General features: G+C 72.6%; 25 protein-coding genes. 17 read left to right on the plus strand and 8 right to left on the minus strand.

All coding sequences use genetic code 11. From position 1 onward, the window contains the following. The first annotated feature begins 79 nt into the window (after positions 1-79). The 5 genes from ACLQ29_RS13230 (at position 80) to ACLQ29_RS13250 (ending at position 3458) form a co-directional block, all read left to right on the plus strand. Positions 80-868 carry a DUF2993 domain-containing protein gene (locus tag ACLQ29_RS13230; protein ID WP_425771876.1) on the plus strand — a complete coding sequence of 263 codons (789 nt, stop codon included), beginning with the start codon at positions 80-82 and terminating at the stop codon, positions 866-868. 91 nt (positions 869-959) lie between these two features. After that, complete coding sequence (locus tag ACLQ29_RS13235) at positions 960-1037, plus strand: Ms5788A family Cys-rich leader peptide (protein ID WP_310503780.1); 78 nt, start codon at positions 960-962, stop codon at positions 1035-1037. A gap of 206 nt (positions 1038-1243) precedes the next feature. Then, positions 1244-2092: a sulfurtransferase gene (locus ACLQ29_RS13240; RefSeq protein WP_425771877.1), complete on the plus strand. Its 849-nt coding sequence runs from the start codon at positions 1244-1246 to the stop codon at positions 2090-2092. Positions 2093-2094: 2 nt separating this feature from the next. Further along, on the plus strand, positions 2095-2415 hold the full coding sequence (locus ACLQ29_RS13245) for a DUF1416 domain-containing protein (RefSeq protein ID WP_393369790.1): 321 nt from the start codon (positions 2095-2097) through the stop codon (positions 2413-2415). Between the two features lie 179 nt (positions 2416-2594). Further along, complete coding sequence (locus ACLQ29_RS13250; protein WP_425771878.1) at positions 2595-3458, plus strand: hypothetical protein; 864 nt, start codon at positions 2595-2597, stop codon at positions 3456-3458. A gap of 19 nt (positions 3459-3477) precedes the next feature. Here the strand turns inward: ACLQ29_RS13250 and ACLQ29_RS13255 are convergent, their stop codons facing one another. From ACLQ29_RS13255 to ACLQ29_RS13265, 3 genes are all read right to left on the minus strand, one after another. After that, a complete protein-coding gene (locus ACLQ29_RS13255; RefSeq protein ID WP_425771879.1) occupies positions 3478-5532 on the minus strand; it encodes a glycogen debranching N-terminal domain-containing protein in 2055 nt (684 codons plus the stop codon). After that, positions 5529-5909, minus strand: coding sequence for an SCP2 sterol-binding domain-containing protein (locus tag ACLQ29_RS13260; protein WP_393369797.1), 381 nt, complete (start codon positions 5907-5909; stop codon positions 5529-5531). The genes ACLQ29_RS13255 and ACLQ29_RS13260 overlap by 4 nt, the downstream gene beginning before the upstream one ends. 78 nt (positions 5910-5987) lie before the next feature. Next, positions 5988-6362 (minus strand): DsrE family protein, encoded by a 375-nt coding sequence (locus ACLQ29_RS13265; RefSeq protein ID WP_030490116.1) that lies wholly within the window; start codon positions 6360-6362, stop codon positions 5988-5990. A 12-nt stretch (positions 6363-6374) separates the two neighbouring features. On the opposite strand from ACLQ29_RS13265, the gene mtfM reads away from it, so the two are divergent. Beyond that, on the plus strand, positions 6375-6479 hold the full coding sequence (mtfM, locus tag ACLQ29_RS13270) for a small membrane protein MtfM (protein ID WP_030327764.1): 105 nt from the start codon (positions 6375-6377) through the stop codon (positions 6477-6479). 55 nt (positions 6480-6534) lie between these two features. Next, positions 6535-7125: an FABP family protein gene (locus ACLQ29_RS13275; protein WP_425760249.1), complete on the plus strand. Its 591-nt coding sequence runs from the start codon at positions 6535-6537 to the stop codon at positions 7123-7125. Here the strand turns inward: ACLQ29_RS13275 and ACLQ29_RS13280 are convergent, their stop codons facing one another. Beyond that, positions 7126-8004: an aminotransferase class IV gene (locus ACLQ29_RS13280; RefSeq protein WP_425771880.1), complete on the minus strand. Its 879-nt coding sequence runs from the start codon at positions 8002-8004 to the stop codon at positions 7126-7128. Between the two features lie 69 nt (positions 8005-8073). Between ACLQ29_RS13280 and ACLQ29_RS13285 the strand changes: the two genes are divergently transcribed. From ACLQ29_RS13285 to ACLQ29_RS13300, 4 genes are all read left to right on the plus strand, one after another. Further along, positions 8074-8502, plus strand: a complete 429-nt coding sequence (locus tag ACLQ29_RS13285; protein ID WP_425771881.1) for a Fur family transcriptional regulator — start codon at positions 8074-8076, stop codon at positions 8500-8502. Continuing rightward, entirely contained in the window at positions 8499-9611 is a 1113-nt protein-coding gene (locus ACLQ29_RS13290) for a YgfZ/GcvT domain-containing protein (protein WP_425771882.1), read from the plus strand. Before ACLQ29_RS13285 ends, ACLQ29_RS13290 begins: the two co-directional genes overlap by 4 nt. 23 nt (positions 9612-9634) lie before the next feature. Beyond that, positions 9635-10462, plus strand: coding sequence for a 3-keto-5-aminohexanoate cleavage protein (locus tag ACLQ29_RS13295; RefSeq protein ID WP_425771883.1), 828 nt, complete (start codon positions 9635-9637; stop codon positions 10460-10462). A gap of 94 nt (positions 10463-10556) precedes the next feature. Further along, entirely contained in the window at positions 10557-11516 is a 960-nt protein-coding gene (locus ACLQ29_RS13300) for an asparaginase (RefSeq protein WP_425771884.1), read from the plus strand. 100 nt (positions 11517-11616) lie between these two features. On the opposite strand, the gene ACLQ29_RS13305 is transcribed toward ACLQ29_RS13300, so the two are convergent. Further along, positions 11617-12414, minus strand: coding sequence for an alpha/beta fold hydrolase (locus tag ACLQ29_RS13305; RefSeq protein WP_425771885.1), 798 nt, complete (start codon positions 12412-12414; stop codon positions 11617-11619). Positions 12415-12525: 111 nt separating this feature from the next. Here ACLQ29_RS13305 and ACLQ29_RS13310 point away from each other — a divergent pair, with 111 nt between their 5' ends. From ACLQ29_RS13310 to ACLQ29_RS13335, 6 genes are all read left to right on the plus strand, one after another. Beyond that, on the plus strand, positions 12526-13158 hold the full coding sequence (locus ACLQ29_RS13310) for a helix-turn-helix domain-containing protein (protein WP_425771886.1): 633 nt from the start codon (positions 12526-12528) through the stop codon (positions 13156-13158). Then, entirely contained in the window at positions 13155-13865 is a 711-nt protein-coding gene (locus tag ACLQ29_RS13315) for a hypothetical protein (protein WP_425771887.1), read from the plus strand. Before ACLQ29_RS13310 ends, ACLQ29_RS13315 begins: the two co-directional genes overlap by 4 nt. 71 nt (positions 13866-13936) lie before the next feature. Next, complete coding sequence (locus ACLQ29_RS13320) at positions 13937-14251, plus strand: DUF2516 family protein (protein WP_088950380.1); 315 nt, start codon at positions 13937-13939, stop codon at positions 14249-14251. Then, positions 14248-15135 carry an alpha/beta fold hydrolase gene (locus tag ACLQ29_RS13325; RefSeq protein ID WP_425771888.1) on the plus strand — a complete coding sequence of 296 codons (888 nt, stop codon included), beginning with the start codon at positions 14248-14250 and terminating at the stop codon, positions 15133-15135. Before ACLQ29_RS13320 ends, ACLQ29_RS13325 begins: the two co-directional genes overlap by 4 nt. Before the next feature lie 339 nt (positions 15136-15474). Continuing rightward, entirely contained in the window at positions 15475-15825 is a 351-nt protein-coding gene (locus ACLQ29_RS13330; protein ID WP_425771889.1) for a hypothetical protein, read from the plus strand. Positions 15826-16320: 495 nt separating this feature from the next. Next, on the plus strand, positions 16321-17235 hold the full coding sequence (locus ACLQ29_RS13335; protein ID WP_425771890.1) for an SDR family oxidoreductase: 915 nt from the start codon (positions 16321-16323) through the stop codon (positions 17233-17235). Here ACLQ29_RS13335 and ACLQ29_RS13340 read toward each other — a convergent pair. Genes ACLQ29_RS13340 through ACLQ29_RS13350 form a run of 3 tightly spaced genes read right to left on the minus strand, consistent with a single transcriptional unit; the run spans position 17226 to position 20124 of the window. Continuing rightward, positions 17226-18194 carry a helix-turn-helix transcriptional regulator gene (locus tag ACLQ29_RS13340; protein WP_425771891.1) on the minus strand — a complete coding sequence of 323 codons (969 nt, stop codon included), beginning with the start codon at positions 18192-18194 and terminating at the stop codon, positions 17226-17228. The two genes, ACLQ29_RS13335 and ACLQ29_RS13340, sit on opposite strands and share 10 nt — an antisense overlap. 23 nt (positions 18195-18217) lie before the next feature. Further along, the gene (locus ACLQ29_RS13345) at positions 18218-18859 is read right to left on the minus strand and encodes a response regulator (protein ID WP_425771892.1); all 642 of its coding nucleotides are present in this window, start codon (positions 18857-18859) and stop codon (positions 18218-18220) included. Continuing rightward, positions 18856-20124 carry a sensor histidine kinase gene (locus tag ACLQ29_RS13350; protein WP_425771893.1) on the minus strand — a complete coding sequence of 423 codons (1269 nt, stop codon included), beginning with the start codon at positions 20122-20124 and terminating at the stop codon, positions 18856-18858. Before ACLQ29_RS13350 ends, ACLQ29_RS13345 begins: the two co-directional genes overlap by 4 nt. Positions 20125-20133 lie beyond the last annotated feature (9 nt).

Here is a 20133-nt window from a genome sequence, read left to right on the forward strand (position 1 = left end):
GGGTACCTACGGGTGGGCCGCCCTGCGGCGTCGGTACGAACGACCTGTCGCGACACGACGGGCGGAGACAGGAGGCGGCGTGGCGCAGGACTATCCGGTGGACGAGGCGCGACCTCGACGCCGTGGCCGCAAGCTGCTCATCGGGCTGTTCGTGTTGCTCCTGCTGCTGGCCGGGTTGCTTGTGGTCGCCGACCGGGTGGCCGTCGGGGTCGCCGAGCGGATGATCGGTGACCGCGTCCAGCAGGAGGTCACCAAGCAGGGCGCGCAGTCCACCAGGCCGGACGTGGAGGTCGCCGGAGTCCCGTTCCTCACCCAGGTGCTCGACGGCCGCTACCAGCGGATCTCGATCAAACTGCGGGACGTGCAGGCCCCGGTCCAGGGCGACACCGTGCGGTTGTCGGTGCTCAACGTGGACGCCCGCAACGTGCGGGCCTCGCTGGACACCCTGCGCTCCGGCCAGGGTGACGTCGTGGCCGACACCGTCGACGGCACCGGCACGATCAGCTACGAGAGTCTGGCGGCGCTGCTGAAGCGCCCTGGGCTCGCCCTCGGCGAGCAGAACGGCAAGCTCGCCATCACGGGCCCGATCGACATCTTCGGTCAGAAGGTCACGATCAGCGGCACCGCCGACGTCACGGTCGCCGACAACGGCGCGGTCGCCCTGCGGTTCAACGACCTGGACGCCGCTGGTCTGCCGAACCTGCCGATAGCCCGCACCGCCCTGAGCAACTTCGCCAAGAGCATCTCCATCGACGTGCCCCTGCCGGATCTGCCGTTCCAACTCGCCGTCCGGGAGGTCCGTCCGCTGCCGGAAGGGCTGGCGGTCACCGCCGACGCGAAGAACGTTCCGATCAATTCCGCGAGCTGAGGGGGGCCCGGGCCGGACGCCGGCCCGGGCAATTCCCGGATGGTGGTCGGCTCAGTGGCAGCACGGTCACCGGCTGGTAGGCTCCCTGCTCATGGGGACCCACCTCACCAAACGGCGCGCGGTCGACCTGTGCCGCGTGGCCACCTGCCTGTGTCGCCCCGTCATCTGACGGCGGGGCTGTCTCCGGCCGCCTGACGGCGGCCACCGGCACAGGGTTCTCGCACCCTCCGGTAATCCCACCGAACGCCCGGCAGCGGCGCCGTCGCACGAACCCGTGATCCCGTCCTTCCGCTGGGTCCCGCGCGTGGTGCGACAGTCACACCCATCGATACGCGCGCGTTGGCTCACCATCCATCCTCACCAGGGAGTGATTCGATGAGTCGCGACACCGCACTCGTTTCGGCCGAGTGGGCCGAGAAGAACCTCGACGCCCCGGGCGTCGTCTTCGTCGAGGTCGACGAGGACACCTCGGCCTACGACACCGGCCACATCGCCGGCGCCATCAAGATCGACTGGAAGACCGACCTCCAGGACCAGGTCCGCCGGGACTTCGTCAACAAGACCCAGTTCGAGGCGTTGCTCTCCGAGCGCGGCATCAGCAACGACGACACCGTCATCCTCTACGGCGGCAACAACAACTGGTTCGCCGCGTACGCCTACTGGTACTTCAAGCTCTACGGCCACCGCGACGTCAAGCTGCTCGACGGCGGTCGCAAGAAGTGGGAGCTGGATGCCCGCCCGCTGGTCACCGACGCGGTGACCCGCCCGGCGACGCAGTACGTCGCGCAGGAGCCGGACACCTCCATCCGGGCGTTCCGCGACGAGGTCGTCGACGCGATCGGCACCAAGAACCTCGTCGACGTGCGCAGCCCCGACGAGTTCGCCGGCCGGCTGCTCGCCCCCGCCCACCTGCCCCAGGAGCAGGCGCAGCGGGCCGGCCACATCCCCACCGCGATCAGCGTCCCGTGGTCGAAGGCGGCCAACGAGGACGGCACCTTCCGCTCCGACGACGACCTGCGCCGGATCTACGGCGACGCGGGCCTCGACGACGGCAAGGAGACAATCGCCTACTGCCGCATCGGCGAGCGCTCCTCGCACACCTGGTTCGTGCTGCAGGAGCTGCTGGGCCACCGCAACGTCAAGAACTACGACGGCTCCTGGACCGAGTACGGCTCGCTTGTCGGCGTGCCGGTCGCGCTCGGCGACGAACCCGGGGAGGCCTGATCATGACCCTCCCCACCGCCGCGGGTTGCGCCGCACCCGACCAGGCCGCGCCGCTGCCGGCCAGCCTGGACCTGGAGAAGGAAACCGTCATCACCGGCATCGTCCGCTCCGCTGAGGACGAGCCGGTGCCGGGCGCGTACGTCCGACTGCTCGACTCGACGGGCGAGTTCACCGCCGAGGTGGTGACCTCGGCCGCCGGCCAGTTCCGGTTCTTCGCCGCGCCGGGTTCGTGGACGCTGCGGGCCCTGTCCCGGCACGGCAACGGCGACACCGCGATCACCGCAGGTCGGGGTGTCAACGAGGTTGGTGTCACTGTCGCCTGACCCACCGCTCTGATCGACCGGGGCCGGTCACCCGCACGGGTGACCGGCCCCGGTCGTGCGCTCGGCGCAGCACGGGCGGCGTGGGCGGGCGCCCGCCGACTCCGTCCCGGTCGGCGGCCCTCGTCGGCACGCCCGGCTCCGCCGCCGGGCCGGCGGCGGACCCGTGACACCATGACCGGGTGAGCGGTGCTGTCCAGACAGGTTGGGTCTCGTCGGCCGGTCCCACCGTGCCGGCACCCGCCCCGCGGCGGGGGCGGTGGCTGTTGGCCGCGACCGTGGCCTGGGCCGTGCTGCTGGCCGCGCTCACCTGGATGTCGGTCCGCACCGACCCACCCACGGTTCGCGAGCAGCGTTCCCTCGACCAGGCCGGCCCGGTGGTCGACCGGGCGGTCGGCGAGCTTGCCCGGGCGGCCGGCGCCGCCGGCCTGCTGGAGCTGAGCCCGCCGCGGATCGCGGCGGGCTGCCGGGTCACCCCCCTCGCCGAGGGGGCGAGGCTGCGCCGTGAGATCGGCGTGCTCGCGCCCCCCGGCACCGAGCGGGCCGTGTTGGCCGGCATCGCCGACCGGCTGCCGGCGACCTGGCAGGCCGGCGTCGGCTCCGGGCTGAACGGCCCACAGTTGCGCGCCGACGCCGGTGAGTTCGTGGCCGTCGGGGGACGGCCGACCGTGGACGGCCGGGTGCTGCTGTTCGTCGACACCGGTTGCCGGCCGGTCGGCTCCGGCTACCGGCCAGCTCAGCCGACCGCCGCCGGTCCGGAAGCCGCCGCCCTGACCGCCGCGCTGGCGGCGCTCGGCCGGCCCGCTGACGCCGCGCCGGACCTGGTCACCGCGCCCTGCCCGGGCGGCGGGTCGGCCCGCACCGTGCGGTCGGCGGGCGGTCCCGGCCCGGAGGCGTCGACGGACGCCCTCGCCCCGCTGGCCGGCACGACCCCACTGCTGGACAAACCCCCGGTGTACGCGTACCGCACCGGCCCGGTCACGGTGCTCGCCGACCTCGCACCGGAGGACACCCGGCTGGCCGCCACCGTCGGCTGCCCGAGCTGACCCGAACAGGCCCCTCGGGTCAGCCGTCGCCCGGCTGGTCCGGCTGTTCCCGGCTGCGCCCCAACGCGTCGACCATGCCCCACCGGCCGGGGATGTCCAGCAGCTCGACCCGACCCATCCCCGGTGGCACGGCCGGGTCGATGATCAGGTGCTCGCCCTGCGGCTCCAACCCCAACATCACCCGCAGCAGCAGCAGTGGCGTGCCTGTCGACCAGGCCTGAGGGCTGCACGCCGTCGGATACTCCACCGGGTAGTCGGTGAGATTCCGGTCGTAGCCGGCGAACGCCTCCGGGAGTCGCCCCTCGAAGTATCGGGACGCCGCCAGCAACGTGTCGCAGAGCTTTCCCGCCTCGTTCCGGAAGCCGTACCGCCACAACCCCCAGGCGATGATCGAGTTGTCGAACGGCCAGACCGTGCCCACGTGGTAGCCGATCGGGTTGTACCGTCCCTCGTCCGCGGCGAGCGTGCGCACGCCCCAGCCGGAGAACAGTCGCGGCCCGAGCAGGTGCTCAACCACCTTGCCGGCACGGGACTCGTCCACGATGCCGCTCCACAGCAGGTGCCCGATGTTCGAGGTGAGCGCGTCCACCTGCCGGCCGTCGGCGTCCAACGCGACCGCGTAGTACTCGCGGTCGGCGATCCAGAAGTCGCGGTCGAACCGCCGCTTGAGGTCGGCGGCCTCTCCCTCCAGCCGGTCGGCGAACTCCGGGTCGTTCCAGAAGGTCCGGGCCATCCGGGCGGCCCGCATCTTCGCGTCGTACGCGTACCCCTGTAGTTCGCAGGTCGCCCGGGGGAAGCCGGGAAACTGGCCGTCGGCGTACGAGATGGCGTCCCAGGAGTCCTTCCAGCACTGGTTCTGCAGGCCGGTCTCCGGGTTGCGGGTCTGGTACCAGAGGTAACCGGTCCCGAGCAGGTCGCCGTACGTGTCGATCCACTCCAACGCCGCGCGGACCTGCGGTTCCAGCCGACGGACCAGCGCGGAGTCGCCGGTCCAACGCTCGTACTCGTCGACCAGGATGATGAACAGTGGCGTCGAGTCGGCCGACCCGTAGTACGGCGAGTGCGGCTGCTCCTCGAAGCCGGCGGTCTCCCCGTACCGCAGCTCGTGCAGGATCTTGCCGGGTTCCTCGTCCCGGAAGTCGTCCACCCGGTGCCCCTGGAGCCCGGCCAGCATCAGGATTGTCGGAGGGACCAGCTCCGGCAGGAACGGCAGCACCTGTAGTGAGGTGATGATGCTGTCCCGGCCGAACAGGGTCATGAACCAGGGCAGTCCCGCGGCGATCAGCCGTACGCCCAGGGCGATCGACTCGTAGCGCAGGGCGGCCAGGTCGTTGAGGCTGCGCCGGTACGCCCCGGCCAGCGGCTCGCAGTCGCACCCGAGCTTCGGCGCCCGGTCGATCAGCTCCTGCTGTTCGGCCCGGATGACGTCCGCGCTGCGGCTGCCCCCGTACGGCAGGGTGGCCCGGATGTCCTCGCCACGGGCCCCGTAGACAACGCTCGACACGTGCAGCCGGGTGGTCCACTGGCTGTTGCGGGCGATCCGGATCCGGAAGCTCATCCCGGAGGCATCGACCTCCGCCGGCGCGCTCGTGGTGACCACCATCTCCCGATGGAACGCCTCCCGCCGGTAGGTCAGCCGCAGCTCGTTCTCCGCGACCGAGACGGTGGTCCGGCCCCGCTTCTGCCGAGAGTTCTTGATCTCGAACAGGTCGGCGAAATCGGCCCCGATCTCGATGCGGACGGTGCACTCGACGTCCGCGCCGAGGTGGTTCAGCACGGTCAGCTCCTCCTCGAAGCTGCCCACGATCGCCCGGCTGCGGATCACCGACGCCTTGGCGTCCAGGTAGTGCGTGGGTTCCCCGGGGGCGAGGAAGAACTTGGTGCGGTACGACTCGGTGTCGTCGACGGAGAGGGCGTGCAGCCGTTCGCCGTCCAGGGTCAGCACCCAGGTGGACAGAAAACGGGTGTCGAAGGAGAACAGCCCGGTGGGGAAGTCGTAGGACGGTTCGATGTCCCCCCGCCGGTCGCTGACCAGGAAGGTGTTGCCGTCCAGGATGCTGACGAGTTCCTTCATGCCGGTCGCCCGGCTGTCCGGCGCGCCGTTTCCCGGGGGTCGCGGGTGCCGGGCGGGTCCGGGAAGAACCGGCGGAAGGCGAGGAACAGCACCACGTTGCCGCTGAACGTGCTCTCGTTGCGCAGCACCGCCGCGACAGCCTGGGCCTCGCCGACGATCAGTCGGTCGAAGAGGGCGGCACTGCTGTACCAGATGGCATCGGCCGGCCCGCGCCCTCGGCTGACCTGCACCGACCCGGGCCGCATCCGGACCAGCCAGTGCTCGGTCTGGTCGTCGTCGCCGAGGTCGATCTGAAGGGTTCCGTCGGCCAGGCCGCCCAGGATGTCGGGGGCGCGGGACGGCAGCGCTTCGAAGAACCTCTCCGTCGCCTCGGTCACATCCGAATCGTAGGCAGCCGCCCGGGATGTCGGGTCGGTATCGGCACTCCGCTCGAATCGCCAGACCGCGCCGGGCGGTCAGTAGACGAGCGCCTGCGCGCCCTCGGCCATCGCCTCCTCGACGAAGACGGCGGCCCCCGCGATCCGAACCCCGGGCAGGACGTCGTCCGGGCCGATCTCGCGTCGGGCCGCGCACTGGGTGCACGCGGTCACCCGACCACTGGTCAGGATGACGTGCAGCAACTCGGCCAGCGGCGCGGAGTGCGGCAGCTCGAACTGCTGGGCGCGACCGGGCAGGGCGAACCAGGTCGACTCACCGGTCAGCCAGAGCGACACGTCCACTCCGGCCGCGACCGCCGTCGCGGCGACCGTGAATGCCTGCGCGCACCGCTCCGGGGCGTCCGCCCCAGCGGTGGCCTTGACGACGAGAGTGCGGGCCATGTGGCCCAGCATAGGATGGCCGGGATGGTTACCGAGATCGGGTTTGTCAGCCTGTTGGTCGCTGGCCTGGGCGGGCTCGCCGGTGGCCTGGTCTACCTTGCCGTACGCATTTCGAGAGGACGCTGGTGAGCGCGAGGAGTGAGCCGGGGTTGCGAGCCCCGCAGTCGCGAACGAAGGTGGCACTGTGAGCGATGAGAACCCGCTGCAGCCGCCGTGGCTGAACGCGCCGCCGGTCGAGGAGTACCCGTTCGAGGAGAGTCACGACCTGCGGGTCGGGCCGAAGCTGCACCCGGCGCTGGATGGCCTGCTGCCCTACATCGGCCTCTGGCGTGGCCGGGGCAAGGGTGGTTTCCCCACCATCGAGGATTTCGACTACGCGCAGGAGATCCGGATCAGCCACGACGGCCGGCCGTTCCTGCACTACGAGTCCCGCGCCTGGATTTTGGACGAGCAGAGCAAGCCGGTCCGCCCGGCCGGTCGCGAGATCGGCTGGTGGCGGCCGGTGCTGGTGGACGGACGGGCGACCGATGAGCTGGAGGTGCTGCTGACCACGCCCACGGGGGTGATGGAGCTGCACCTGGGCAAGCGCACCGGCACCCAGGTGGAGTTGGCCACCGACGCCGTCGTGCGGACTCCGACCGCCAAGGAGGTCACCGGCGGGAAGCGGCTCTTCGGCATCGTCGAGGGCGCGCTGCTCTACGCCCAGGAGATGGCCGCGATGGGGCACGGGCTCAGCCCGCACCTCTCCGCCCGGCTCGTCCGGGTCGGCGGCTGACTAGCTGGGAAAACCCAACAGCGCCTGGAGGGCGGGGGTGCGCGGGCAGCGGGCCCGACGCACCCCGTCCAGCGTGCGGACCTCGACGGCCCCGCGCACCGACGAGGTGAACCACACGCCGTCCGCCGCGTGCAGCTCGGCCGTGGTGACCATCCGCTCGGCGGCGCCCAGGCCCAGCTCGGCGGCGTGGGCGAGCAGCCAGGCCACGGTCGTGCCGGCGAGGATGCCTGTGGTGGCGGCCGGCACCGTGCAGAGCGTGTCGTCGGTGAGCCACACCACGTTGGCCCACGGGCCCTCCAGGGCGTAACCATCGGAGGAGATCCAGAGCACGTCGTCCACCCCGGCCCGGTCGGCCCAGCGGCGGGCGGCGCTGTTGACCGCGTACGACGTCGACTTGATCCCGGCCGGCAGCCAACTCAGCCCGTTGCGGGCGTCGGCGGGCACCCCCAGCGGCAGGGTGGCCACACTGATCCCGGCCCGCCGGGCTGCCCGGGAGGCCGCCGGCACCTGGGCCAGCGTGGCGTAGACCGTCGGCGGGCCGCCGCTCTCCGGGCCTCGCGTGCAGACCAGCCGAAGCGCCCCCTCCACAACCGCTGGCCAGCCCGCGCACACCTCGTCGAGCAGGTCGACGAGCGCCGCGGTGGGCGGCACGGCCAGTTCGACGGCGTCGGCCGCGGCGACGAGCCGGGCCAAATGTTCGTCGCGCAGCCACGGCCGGCCCTGCCGCAGGTGCAGGGTCTCGAAGAGGCCGTCGCCCCGGAGTACGCCGAGGTCGTCACCGCGGAGCACCGGGTCACCGGCCGGCACCGGCCCGCGTCCGAGGACGACGATCCGCGCGGTCGGATCGGCACCGACCTTCCCGGTGGGCGACATCACCATGACCATCGAGCGTAGCGGCGGTCGATCGCGGTGCGCGGACCGGCATGGTGGCCGAACTATGATCGGACGGTGTCCGAATCCTCCCTCGCGGAAATGCTGCGGGCCCGCGGGCTGCGGCTGACGCCCCAACGGCAGCTCGTCCTCCAGGCGGTGCTCGATCTGGGGCACGCCAGCCCGGAGCAGGTGCACACCGCCGTCCGGGAGGTCGCCGCCGGCGTCAACATCACCACCATCTATCGCACGCTTGAGCTGCTGGAACGGCTCGGCCTGGTCACCCACACGCACCTGTCGCACGGCTCACCGACCTATCACGCCGCGGGTGAGCACCAACACGTCCACCTGGTCTGCCGGGAGTGCGGGGCGATCGACGAGATCGATCCGGGCCTGCTCCGGCCGTTGGCCGACGAGTTGGCCGCGCAGCGGGGTTTCCGAGTGGATATCGGGCACGTGTCACTCTTCGGCGTCTGCGTACGCTGCGAGAACGGGGACAAAAAATGATCGACATCGCGGGTGCGGTGGCCGTCGAGCGCATCGACGAGGCCAGCCGCGACCAGCCGGATCCGGCGCACGTCGCGGCCGGGGTGCGGGGCGTGGCCGCGCACTACGGGGACCCGCTGCGCGAGCAGCGCACCCTCGACACCGAGGTCGGCCTTGTCGACAGGTCGCACCGGGGGATCATCGCGGTGCCCGGCGAGGAGCGCGCCGGCTGGTTGCACACGATCACCTCGCAGTATCTGACGACGCTGGCCGCAGGTGAGGGCACCGAGCTGCTGGTGCTCTCCCCGCACGGCCACGTCGAGCAGCACGCGCTTGTCGCGGAGGACGGCGAGACCGCCTGGCTGGACACCGAGCCGGGTGCGACCGAGGGCCTGCTCGGTTACCTGGAGAAGATGCGGTTCTTCAGCCGGGTCGACCCGCGCGACGCGACCGCCGAACGGGCGCTGCTGTCGCTGGTCGGGCCGGCGGCGACCGAGGCGCTGGCCACGCTCGGCGTGACCGGGCTGGCCGCACCGGACCTGGTCGCGGTGCCCGGTCCGAAGTTCGCCGCCGGCGCCGTGCCACCGCGGGCGAGTGTCCGGTACGACGTCAAACCGCTGCCGATCGGCGGCTGGGCGCGGCGCGGCCAGCTCGGGGTGGACCTGCTGGTGCCCCGCTCGGCGATGGAGCAGGTGGTGGCGGAGTTGCGCGGCGCGGGCGTGCCGGTCGCCGGCCTGTGGGCGTACGAGGCGATCCGGGTGGCCGCCCGGCAGCCCCGGGTCGGGGTGGACACCGACCACCGGACCATTCCGGCGGAGGTGGACCTGATCGGCCCGGCGGTGCATCTCGACAAGGGTTGTTACCGGGGGCAGGAGACGGTGGCCCGGGTGCACAACATGGGCAAACCGCCGCGTCGGCTCGTCCTGCTGCACCTGGACGGGGTGACCACCGATCAACCGCCGACGGCCGGTACGCCGGTGACCCTCGACGGCCGGACGGTGGGCTTCGTGGGCACCGCCGTGCTGCACCACGAGTTGGGGCAGGTCGCCCTCGCGGTGGTGAAGCGGAACGTCCCGGACGACGCCGCGCTGCGGATCGGCGAGACGGCGGCGGCGATCGACCCGTCCTGAGCGGGCCGTCTAGGATCGCCGGCATGACGACAGGGACGTTGATCACGGTGGCTCCGACCGGCGCGGAGTCGGCCAAGGCGGAGGTGCCGGCACTGCCGGTGACCCTCGACGAGCTGCTGCTCACCGCCAAGGAGTGCGAGGCGCTCGGCGCCGCCGTGATCCACGTCCACATCCGCGACGACGAGGCCCGGCCGACCCTCGACCCGGTGCGTCTGGCCGACACGGTGGCGGCGCTGCGGGACAGCACCGACCTGATCGTGCAGCTCTCCTCCGGTGGCGCGGTGACCGATCCGGAGGCGGCCCGGCTCGCCGTGCTCGATGCCCGGCCGGACATGGCCTCCTGCACCATGGGCACTGTCAACTTCGGCGACGACGTCTTCCTCAACCGCTGGGAGTTCATCGTCGACCTGCACACCCGGATGCAGGAGCGCGGGATCGTTCCGGAGTACGAGATTTTCGACCTCGGTCACCTGTCCGCGTTGCAGCGACTGCTCGGCAAGTACGGGATGCCGGCCGGCGGGCACGTGCACGTCGACTTCGTGATGGGCGTGCCGGGTGGCATGCCGGGCACCACCGAGACGCTTGTCGCCGCCCACCGGATGCTGCGTGACCTGCCCGAGGGCACCACCTTCTCGGCCACCGGCGTCGGCCGCAGCACCCTCTCGGTGCTGTTGGCCGCGCTGTCGACCGGCGGGCACCTGCGGGTCGGCATGGAAGACACGGTGACGTACGCGAAGGGGCGTCCGGTGGAGTCCAACATGCAACTTGTCGCCCGCGCGGTGGGTTTCGCGCAGCTCGCTCAGCGCCCGCCGTTGACCACCAGCGAGGCCCGCGAGCTGCTCGGGCTGTAAGGCCGCGCTGCTCCTACGCTCCTGTCACCCGGGCGATGGACGACCTGGTCACCCCGCCGACGGGCACCCCGGGACCGTCGGTACCGTCCAGCGCGTGACGAAGACGTACGAGGGCGGCGCGCCGCTCGCCGAGGTGGTCCGGTCCGGGTTCGTGGAGGGCGCGCACCGTGGCTCGGTGGTGGTGCTGGACGCCGCTGGTGTGCCGGTGGCCGCCGCCGGGGACGTGACGTCGCCGGTCTTTCCCCGGTCGGCCAGCAAGCCGATGCAGGCGATCGGGATGCTTCGGGCCGGTCTGACGTTTACCGACCCGGCCGACCTGGCCCTGGTGTCGGCGAGCCACGCGGGTGAGGATTTCCACCTCGCCCGGGTCGGTGCGTTGCTGGAGCGCGCCGGGCTGGACGCGGAGGCGTTGCACTGCCCGCCCGACCTGCCGGCGGGCGCGGCGGCCCGGGAGGCCGTGCTGCGTGCCGGTGGTGGGCCGAGCAGGGTGCAGATGAACTGCTCCGGCAAGCACAGCGGAATGCTGCTGACCTGCGAGGCCGCCGGGTGGCCGCGGGATGGCTACTGGCGGCCGGAGCACCCGTTGCAGCAGCGGTTGCGGGCGGCCATCGAGGAGTTCACCGGCGAGCAGGCGGCGGCGGTGGGCGTGGACGGGTGCGGCGCCCCGGTGCTCGCCGTGTCGCTGACCGGTCTTGCCGGGGCGTACCTCCGGCTGGTCGACGCCGAGCCCGGCTCGGTGCCCCGCGCGGTGGCCGACGCCATGCGTGGGTACCCGGAGATCGTCGGTGGCACCCAGGCCGACGACACCCGGCTCATGCGTGGGGTCCCGGGCCTGCTGGCCAAGATCGGTGCCGAGGGTGTGATCGCGGTGGCCCTGCCGGGAGTCGGCGCCGTCGCATTGAAGATCGACGACGGCGCCGACCGGGCCCGGATGCCGGTGCTGGTCTCCGCGCTGCGCAGGCTCGGTGTGGGCGCCCCGGTGCTGACGGAGTACGCGGAGGCGCCGCTCTTCGGCGGCGGCGTTCCGGTCGGCGCGGTCCGCCCGCTCTGGTGACACCAACGGTCCGTGCCCCGGCGGTCGGAGCCGGCGGACCGCCCAACTGCCGCGTCGCCGTCCGATGCGCGGTCGGGGCCGCTCCGCGCCGCGTGTGCTGCTAGCTCAGGAAGTCGAGCAACGCGGCGTTGACCGGCTCCGGGCGCTCCAGCGGCAACAGGTGCGCGGCGTCCGGCACGTCCGGCAGCCGTACCGCGTTGGGGACCTCGGCGGCGATCCGGTCGGCGAGCCGCCTGATGTCCGGCACGTCCGCGGCCCCGGCGGTGGCCAGGACGGGCACCCTCAGCTCGCCGAGGCGACCGATCGCCGGTGGGGTCAGCTCGCCCACCTCGACCGCGCCGAGCGCCAGCTCGGCGGCGAGGGCGCGCTCGTCCATCTCCTGCGCGAACGCGATCAGCTCGGGGTCGACGTCCGCCGGCTGACGGGCCGGGCCGACCACCCAGAACCGCACCTCGCCGGCCGCTCCGGCGACGAAGTCGTCGGGGTCGACCTCGCCGACCAGGTTGTCCCAGAGGTCGTTGGCCTCCTCGGACCACTCGTTGCCGGAGACCGCGGTGCCGAACAGCGCGAGCGCGCTCACCCGTTCGGGGTGGGCCAGCGCGGTGTCGATGGCGACCGACCCGCCGAAGGAACAGCCGACCAGGGCGGCCCGGGGCAGGCCGAGCGCGTCCAGCAGCCCGGCCACGTCGTCGTGGTGCGCGAACGGGGTCGGGGGCAGCTCCGAGTCTCCGTAGCCGCGCAGGTCCGGAACGATCACCCGGTGCCGGGTGGCCAGCGCGGACACCTGCCCCCGCCACATCCGCCGGTCGGCGATGCCGGCGTGCAGCAGCACGACAGGCGAACCGGTGCCGGCCTCGTCGTACGCGATGCTTGCTCCATTGACTGTGATCTTGTGCACGAACGGACCGTACGGACCGGCGGAGCGGTGCGCAAACGGGCGCTGAGACGTTGCTAACTGTGGCTAGCATTTTGCTTGCAAGAGCTAGCGCGGCCGGTTAGCGTCGCTGTCATGGCCACACCGAAGGACCTTCCCGACGTCGGCGGGTTCATCCGCGATCTGCGGCGCAACGCCAAGATTTCGCTGCGGCAGCTCGCCGAGCAGGCGGGGGTCAGCAACCCGTACCTCAGCCAGATCGAACGCGGCCTGCGCAAGCCGAGCGCCGAGGTGCTTCAGCAACTCGCGAGCGCGCTGCGGGTCTCCACCCCGGCGATGTACCTGCGCGCCGGGCTGCTCGACGACAAGGAAGGCCACGGCGTGCTGGCCGCCATCGCGGTGGACGCCGACCTGACGATGGCCCAAAAGCAGTCGCTCAGCCAGATCTACGAGACGTTCCGCCGGGAGAACACCCGGCTGGCCGAGGCCCAGGCCGACGCCGAGGGCGCCGGCGCGACAACCCCGACCGGCGCGACCGGCGCGACAACCCCGACCGACGTCGCCGACCAGCCCGCCGACGTGGCCAACCTGGCCGCCACCGGCCCCACCACCGCAGGCGGCACCCCGACCGAGGCCGTGCTCGAGTCGGTCGCCGTCACCGAGGCGGGCACCGCACCCGCCCCGGGCAGCACCAGCACCCCCGAGAAGAAGGCCGCCGGTCCGGCGGCCCGCGAGGCCGCCCCGGTGGCCGAGGAGGAGACTTCATGAGCGAGCCGAAGACCAATCGCATCCCCGCCCCGCTCTACGCCGCCGCCGGCGCCGGCGAGCTGGCCATCGAGCACCTGCGCAAGCTGCCGGCCGTGGTCGGCGTCCTCGGCACCCGGGTCGTCGCCGACCTGGGCGGTCGGGCCGTGCTGACCGGCTTCGAGTTGCGGCAGAAGGCCACCGAGACGCTGCGTACCGCCAACGAGACCGCCGGGACCCTTCGCGAACTGGACCTGGCCAAGCTTCGCGAGTCGGCCGACCTGGCCAAGCTGCGCGAGGCCGCCGACCTCGACAAGCTGCGGGCTGCCGCGACCCGCAACGCCATCCTGGTGTACGCGGGCGCACAGGCCGCCCAGGAGCGGGCCTACGCCGCGTACGGCGCGCTTGTCGCCCGTGGTGAGCGGGTCGTCGGCGCCGGTGTGCTGGAGGCCGCAGACACGGTCAACGCCGACATCGAGGCGACCGAGGCCGTGACGCCGGTCACCGCCACCCCGACCGCCCCGGCGGCGACCCCGGCCGGCGTGTCGACCCCGGCTGACGTGTCGACCCCGGCCGCGGTGTCGACCCCGGCCGACGTGGCCGAGATCGCCGAGGCCAAGCCGGCCGCCGCCAAGAAGGCCACCCGTGCACCGAAGGCTGCCAAGCCGGTCGCGACCCCGTCGGCGAAGCTGCCCGGGGCCACCAAGCGGACCCGCCCGACGGCCGAGTAGTTCGTCAGGTCGACGACCCCGGCGGCGTCCTTGTCGGACGTAGCCGGGGTCCTCGACATAAGCTTGCCCGCATGGCCAACGCCGCGCCGATCTTCGCGTTCGAAGTCCGCTACGTGATCGAGCTGATCCTGCTCGTCTTCGCGCTGATCGTCCAGGGCGTCGCCCTGGTGCACGCGATCACCCAGCGCTCCGACGCCTTCCCCGCCATCGGGACGCTGCCCAAGGGTGGCTGGATCGCCATCCTGGCGGTCTGCCTCGTGCTGACTCTGCTCGGCTTCGGCCCGATCAGCCTCTTTGGTCTGATCGGCATCGCCGCCGGTCTGATCTACCTCCTCGACGTTCGGGTCGGTCTGCGCGACCTGAGCGACGGCAAAGGGTTCTGGTGAGAGGTTTTCGCTGGCCACCCCCACCGGACAGCGGCCCCCGCACCTGGGGTCCCGGCCCGGGTGGGCCGCGTACCGGCCGACCGGCGCTGCCGGAGCCGGAGACCGAGCTGGTCGCCACCCCGCACGGCGTACGGCTGGAACGGCTGGTCACCGGCACCGGTGACCCGGTCACCGTCTTCGCGCACGGGCTGGGCAACGGCATCGCCACCACCCGCCCGTTCGGTAGTGGGGTCACCGGCCGCAAGGTGTTCTTCCAGTTCCGTGGCCACGGCCGGTCCGACGCGCCGGACGGGCCGTGGGACTACCTGGACCTGGCCCGGGATCTGCGGGCGATCGCGGACCTCGGCGGCGCCAGCCGGGCATTCGGCGCAAGCCTCGGTGCCGGTGCCCTCTGCCGCCTGATCGCGGAGAGCCCGGAGCGTTTCGAGAAGCTCGTCTTCTTCCTGCCCGCGGTGCTCGACGAGCCGCGCGGGCCGGTCGCCCACGCACGGATCACGGATCTGCTGGAGGCGGTGCAGAGCGGGGAGGCCTCGGCGGTCGCCGACGTCGTCGCACTGGAGCTGCCCGCGGTGGTGCGCAACACCCCGGCCGGCTGGGCGTACCTGCGGCAGCGCCTCGACCAGCTGTTGCGCGACGGTCTGGCCGAAGGCCTGGCCACCTTGGCCGAGCAGACATCGCTGCGCCAGATCGGTGACCTCGCGGCGGTCACCGCGCCGGCGCTTGTCATCGGCTGCGCGGGCGACGACCTGCATCCGGTCGAGGTCGCCGAGCGGCTCGCCACCGCGCTGCCCCAGGCCACCCTGCACGTGTACGACAGGCCCGGCATCCTCTGGACGGACCGCGCCGACCTACGGGACCGCATCGCCGGCTTCCTCAACGAGTAACCTGCCCTGTCCTGGGCGTCACACAACACGGCCGCAGGCACCGACTCGACCTAGGGCGTGTGTCAAAGCCCCTGGCCGGCCTGCGGCGGGCCCAGACGACGACCGGCCGCGTTGGAGATTGGTCCGGATACAACACCGGTATCCGGACCAATCTCCGCCTTGCCGGACCGCCGCCTGGACTCCGCCTCGGCTCGACCGAGGACTTTGACACACGCCCTAGCCGACCCGACCCTGCGGGAATGGACGTGCACGGTCCTGCACGCCGACGCCGAGCAGGGCATCGTGCTGGACCGCTCGGCGTTCTAACCGTGGTCCGGCGGCCAACCGCCGGACCACGGCGTGCTGCTGTGGCAGGGCGTGCAGACCCGGATCGTCGGCACCCGCAAGGGCGACGACCCGTACCTGATCCCCGCCGAGGGTGACCCGCTGCCGCCGGCCGACCGCTCGGTCGCCACCCGGGTGCTGCCGCGCACCGAGGCGCTGTCCCTGCCGGACATCATCCGTACCCAGTCCAACCTCATTCCGCCGGACGCGCAGGAGGTCCAGATCGTCGACATCGTCGGGCTGGACGTGCAGGCCGACGGCGGCACCCACGTCGCGTCCACCGCGCAGATCGGCAAGGTGCAGGTCGTGAACGTGGAGAGCAAGGGCCGGGCCAACCGTCGGGTCCGGGTCCGGTTGGTGGACTGAGGGGGAGGTTGGTCGCCGGGTGGCGGGATACCTGCGGTGGCCCTGTAGAGCTGCCCCAAATATGGGGCGCGGCGCGGACGGCGGCGCGGACGGCGGCGCGGACGGCGGCGCGGACGGCGGCGCGGACGGCGGCGCGGACGGCGGCGCGGACGGCGGGGCGGACGGCGGGGCGGGGCGGACGGCGGGGCGTGGCGGACGGCGGGGCGGGCCGGACGGCGGGGCGGTGGTGTCGGCGGGGCGGGGCGGGGCGGACGGCGGGGCGGGGCGGACGGCGGGGCGGGGCGGACGGCGGGGCGGGCCGGACGGCGGGGCGGTGGTGTCGGCGACTGCGCCGAGGCGGCGGCTGCTGCCCCGTTTGTGGGGCAGCTCTACAGGGAGCGCCGAGGCGCACACACCCCCGCTCGGAAGATCAGGCTGGAGGTCCCCCCCCGGTTCGCCAGAGCGGTCCGGGAATTCGGACGCCGGTTGTCAGGTATCGCTGACAACCTCGCTGGTATGACACAACCGCTGACAGGAAAGATCGCGCTCGTCGCCGGCGCCACCCGGGGCGCCGGTCGACAGATCGCCGTCCAGCTCGGCGCCGCTGGCGCCACCGTCTACGCCACCGGCCGCAGCAGCAGTGCCGGCCGCTCGGAGATGGACCGGCCGGAGACCATCGAGGAGACCGCCGAGCTGGTCACCGCGGCTGGCGGCACGGGCATCGCCGTTCGGGTCGATCACCTGGTGCCGGAGCAGGTCCGCGACCTGGTCGCCCGGATCGACGCCGAGCAGGGCCAGCTTGACGTGCTGGTCAACGACATCTGGGGTGGCGACCCGCTGGTCACCTGGGACAAACCGGTCTGGGAGCAGCCGCTCGACGCCGGCTTCCGTACCCTGCGGCTGGCCATCGACACGCACATCATCACTAGCCACTTCGCCCTGCCGCTGCTGATCCGCAAGCCCGGCGGTCTGGTGGTGGAGATGGGCGACGGCACCAAGGCGTACAACGACGACAACTACCGGCTGTCGGTCTTCTACGACCTGGCAAAGGTATCGGTCAACCGGCTCGCGTTCTCCCAGGCCCACGAGCTGAAGCCGCACGGCTGCACGGCGGTGGCGCTCACCCCCGGGTGGATCCGTTCGGAGGCGATGCTTGAGCACTTCGGCGTGACCGAGGACAACTGGCGCGACGGCGCCGCCACCGACCCCAACTTCCTCATCTCGGAGACGCCGGCATTCGTTGGCCGTGCGGTGGCCGCGCTCGCCGCCGACGAGGAGAAGGCCCGCTGGAACGGCCGGTCCGTCGATGCCGGCACACTGTCCAAGGTGTACGGCTTCACCGACGTCGACGGCAGCCAACCGGAGGGCTTCCGCTACATCACCGAGGTGGTCGACGCGGGCAAGCCGGCGGACGTCACCGGCTACCGGTAGAGCGCGCCGAGGCGGTCGGCCGCCTCGGCCACCAACTGCCGCAGCTCGGGTGGACCGAGCACCTCCACCTCGGGGCCGAGCCCCAGCAGTTGGTGGTACGCCACCGGGACCGACTCGACGGGCAGCCGCGCCACCACCCAGCCCTGCCCGTCGGGTGGGCCGGCGGCGGCGACCACCTCGTCGTACACCTTGGGGGCATCGACCAGGTGTCGGAGCTGGCGCAGGCCGGCGGGGCTCAGCCGGACGGTGACCTCGGCCCGCAGCATGGTCCGTAGGAACGACCCGGCCTGCTCGCGCCAGTGCCCGGCCAGGTCGAAGCCCTCGTCGCGGTCGAACTGCTCCTCGCCCACCTCGACCCCGGTGACCCGGTCCACCCGGTAGGTGCGCGCGTCCACGCCCACCCGGCCGACCAGATACCAGATCCCGCTCTTGAGGACCAGCCCGTACGGCTCGACCCGGCGGCCCACCTCCCGGTCGCCGCGTCGATAGCGCAACTCCACCACCCGGTCCGCCCAGACCGCCCGGGCCAGCTCCGGAAGCCAGCGCGGTGGCGCGGTCTCCCGGAACCAGCCAGGTACGTCCAGGTGGAATCGCTGCCCGGTACGGGCCGGGGCGTCGCGCAGGGCGGGCGGCAGCGCGGCGAGCACCTTCAGCTCGGCGGACGCGACCGCGTCGGCGAGCCCCATCTCGCCGGCCGGCCCGGGTAGCCCGCTGAGGAACAGTGCCTCCGCCTCGTCCCGGGTCAGCCCGGTCAGTCGGGTGCGGTAGCCGCCGAGCAGCCGGTAGCCGCCGGCCCGACCCCGGTCGGCGTAGACCGGCACCCCGGCGGCGGAGAGCGCCAGCACATCCCGGTAGACGGTCCGCTCGGAGACCTCCAACTCCCGCGCCAGCTCGCTCGCGGTCATCGACCCGCGCGCCTGCAACAGCAACAGCAACGAGATCAGTCGGGACGCGCGCACCCGCCCATCCTGCCCGGTGCCGCTCACCGCCCGCCGGGCGTCAGCAACCCCCGGTCGTACGCGGTGGCCACCGCGGCAGCGCGGTCGTTGACCCCGAGCTTGGCGTACACGTGCAGAAGGTGTGTCTTGACGGTGGCCTCGCTGATGAACAGGCGGGTCGCCGCCTCCCGGTTGGAGGCGCCCCGGGCCACCAGGGTGAGCACCTCCAGCTCCCGGTGGCTGAGCGGTTCCTCGGCGGGAGCGCGCAGCCGACCCATCAGCCGGCCGGCGACGCTCGGCGCGAGCACCGACTCACCCCGGGCCGCCGCCCGGACCGCGCGCACCAGATCTTCCCGAGGAGTGTCCTTGAGCAGGTAACCTGTCGCACCGGCCTCGATCGCCGGCAGCACGTCCGCGTCCGTGTCGTAGGTGGTGAGCACCAGCACCCGGGCGGCGCTGCCGGCGCGAGCCAGCCGGCCGATGGCGGTCACCCCGTCCATTCCGGGCATCCGTAGGTCCATCAGCACCACGTCCGGCCGCAGCGTCGCGACCAGGACCAACGCCTCCGAGCCGTCCGCGGCTTCGCCCACCACCTCGAAATCGGGGTCGCCGGTGAACATCCCCCGCAGGCCGTCCCGCACGACCGGGTGGTCGTCGACGATCAGCAGTCGTACCGGGGCGGTCAACCGACACCTCCGGGCAGCGCGGGGACGGACGCCGAGATCGCGGTGCCGTTGCCCGGCTCGGATTCGACGGCCAACTCGCCACCGACCCGGGTCACCCGCTGCCGCATGGCGGTCAGCCCGTACCCGCCGCCCGGCTCGCGGGGCGCAGGCCGGTCGGTGATGTCGAAGCCGGCCCCGTCGTCACGGACATCGAGCGTGACCACGTCCGCCATGTACGACAGGGTCAGCCCGACCCGCGACGCGGCGGCGTGCCGGGCGACGTTTGACAGCGCCTCCTGGGCGGCCCGCAGCAGGGTCACCTCGACCTCCGGGTGCAGCGGGCGAGGAGTGCCGGTGGTGGCCACGTCGGCCCGTACGCCGTTGAGGGCCGACCAGCGGCCGCCCAGCTCGACCAGGGCGTCCGGTAGTCGGGCCGTCTCCAACGGTTCCGGGCGGACCGCCTGCACCGAGCGGCGGGCCTCGGTGAGGCTCTCCCGGGCCAGGGCGAGCGCGTTGTCGACGTGCCGGCGCCAGTCGGCGGACCGGTCGCGGCTCTGCTCGGCCGCCTCCAGTTGGGTGATGATGCCGGTCAACCCCTGCGCCAGGGTGTCGTGGATCTCGCGCGCCATTCGTTGCCGCTCGTCCAGCACGCCAGCCTCCCGGGCCTGGGTGAGCAGTTGGGCGTGCAGCCCGGCGTTCTCCCGGACCGTCTCGGTGAGTTGGCGGTTGGCCTCGCCGAGTTCCGCCATCAACCGCTTGCGCCTGGCGTCCTCCTGCTCGGCGACCATCGCGAACCAGCTCAACGAGCCGGCCACCACCAGGTTGAAGAGCACCAGCACCAGCCAGAGCGGCAGGTGCGACGTCACCACCGACAGACCGCCGCCCTGCGACGTGGCGACCAGGGTGGCCGTGGTGACCACCCCGGCGATCCGCCAACGAGTGCGGAGCACCGGAAAGGCATGGATGTATCCGACCCAGGCGAAGAAGCCGTACCACGGACTGGCGGCCACCAGCACGGCGGCGAACGCGAGCAGCCCGGCGTAGTAGACCGCCATCAGCGTGCGCCGGCTCTGCCAGCCGGGATGCAGGGTGACGAACCAGGCGACCCAGCATCCGGCCGCCACGGCGACGGCGAGGGTGGGCGCGGCGGCGAGGGCCCGGGGTGCCGGTGCGACGAGGGCCAGCAGGGTCCCCAGAGTCAGCCCGCCGAAGGGGAACACCCGATAGAGGCTCGCCTCGCGCTCTCGCCAACTGGCCAGACGGTCGTGCCCACCGTTGCAGGTCATCGCATCTCC

Origin of the sequence: Micromonospora sp. DT228, from assembly GCF_049841595.1 — a bacterium.
Taxonomy (GTDB): domain Bacteria; phylum Actinomycetota; class Actinomycetes; order Mycobacteriales; family Micromonosporaceae; genus Micromonospora.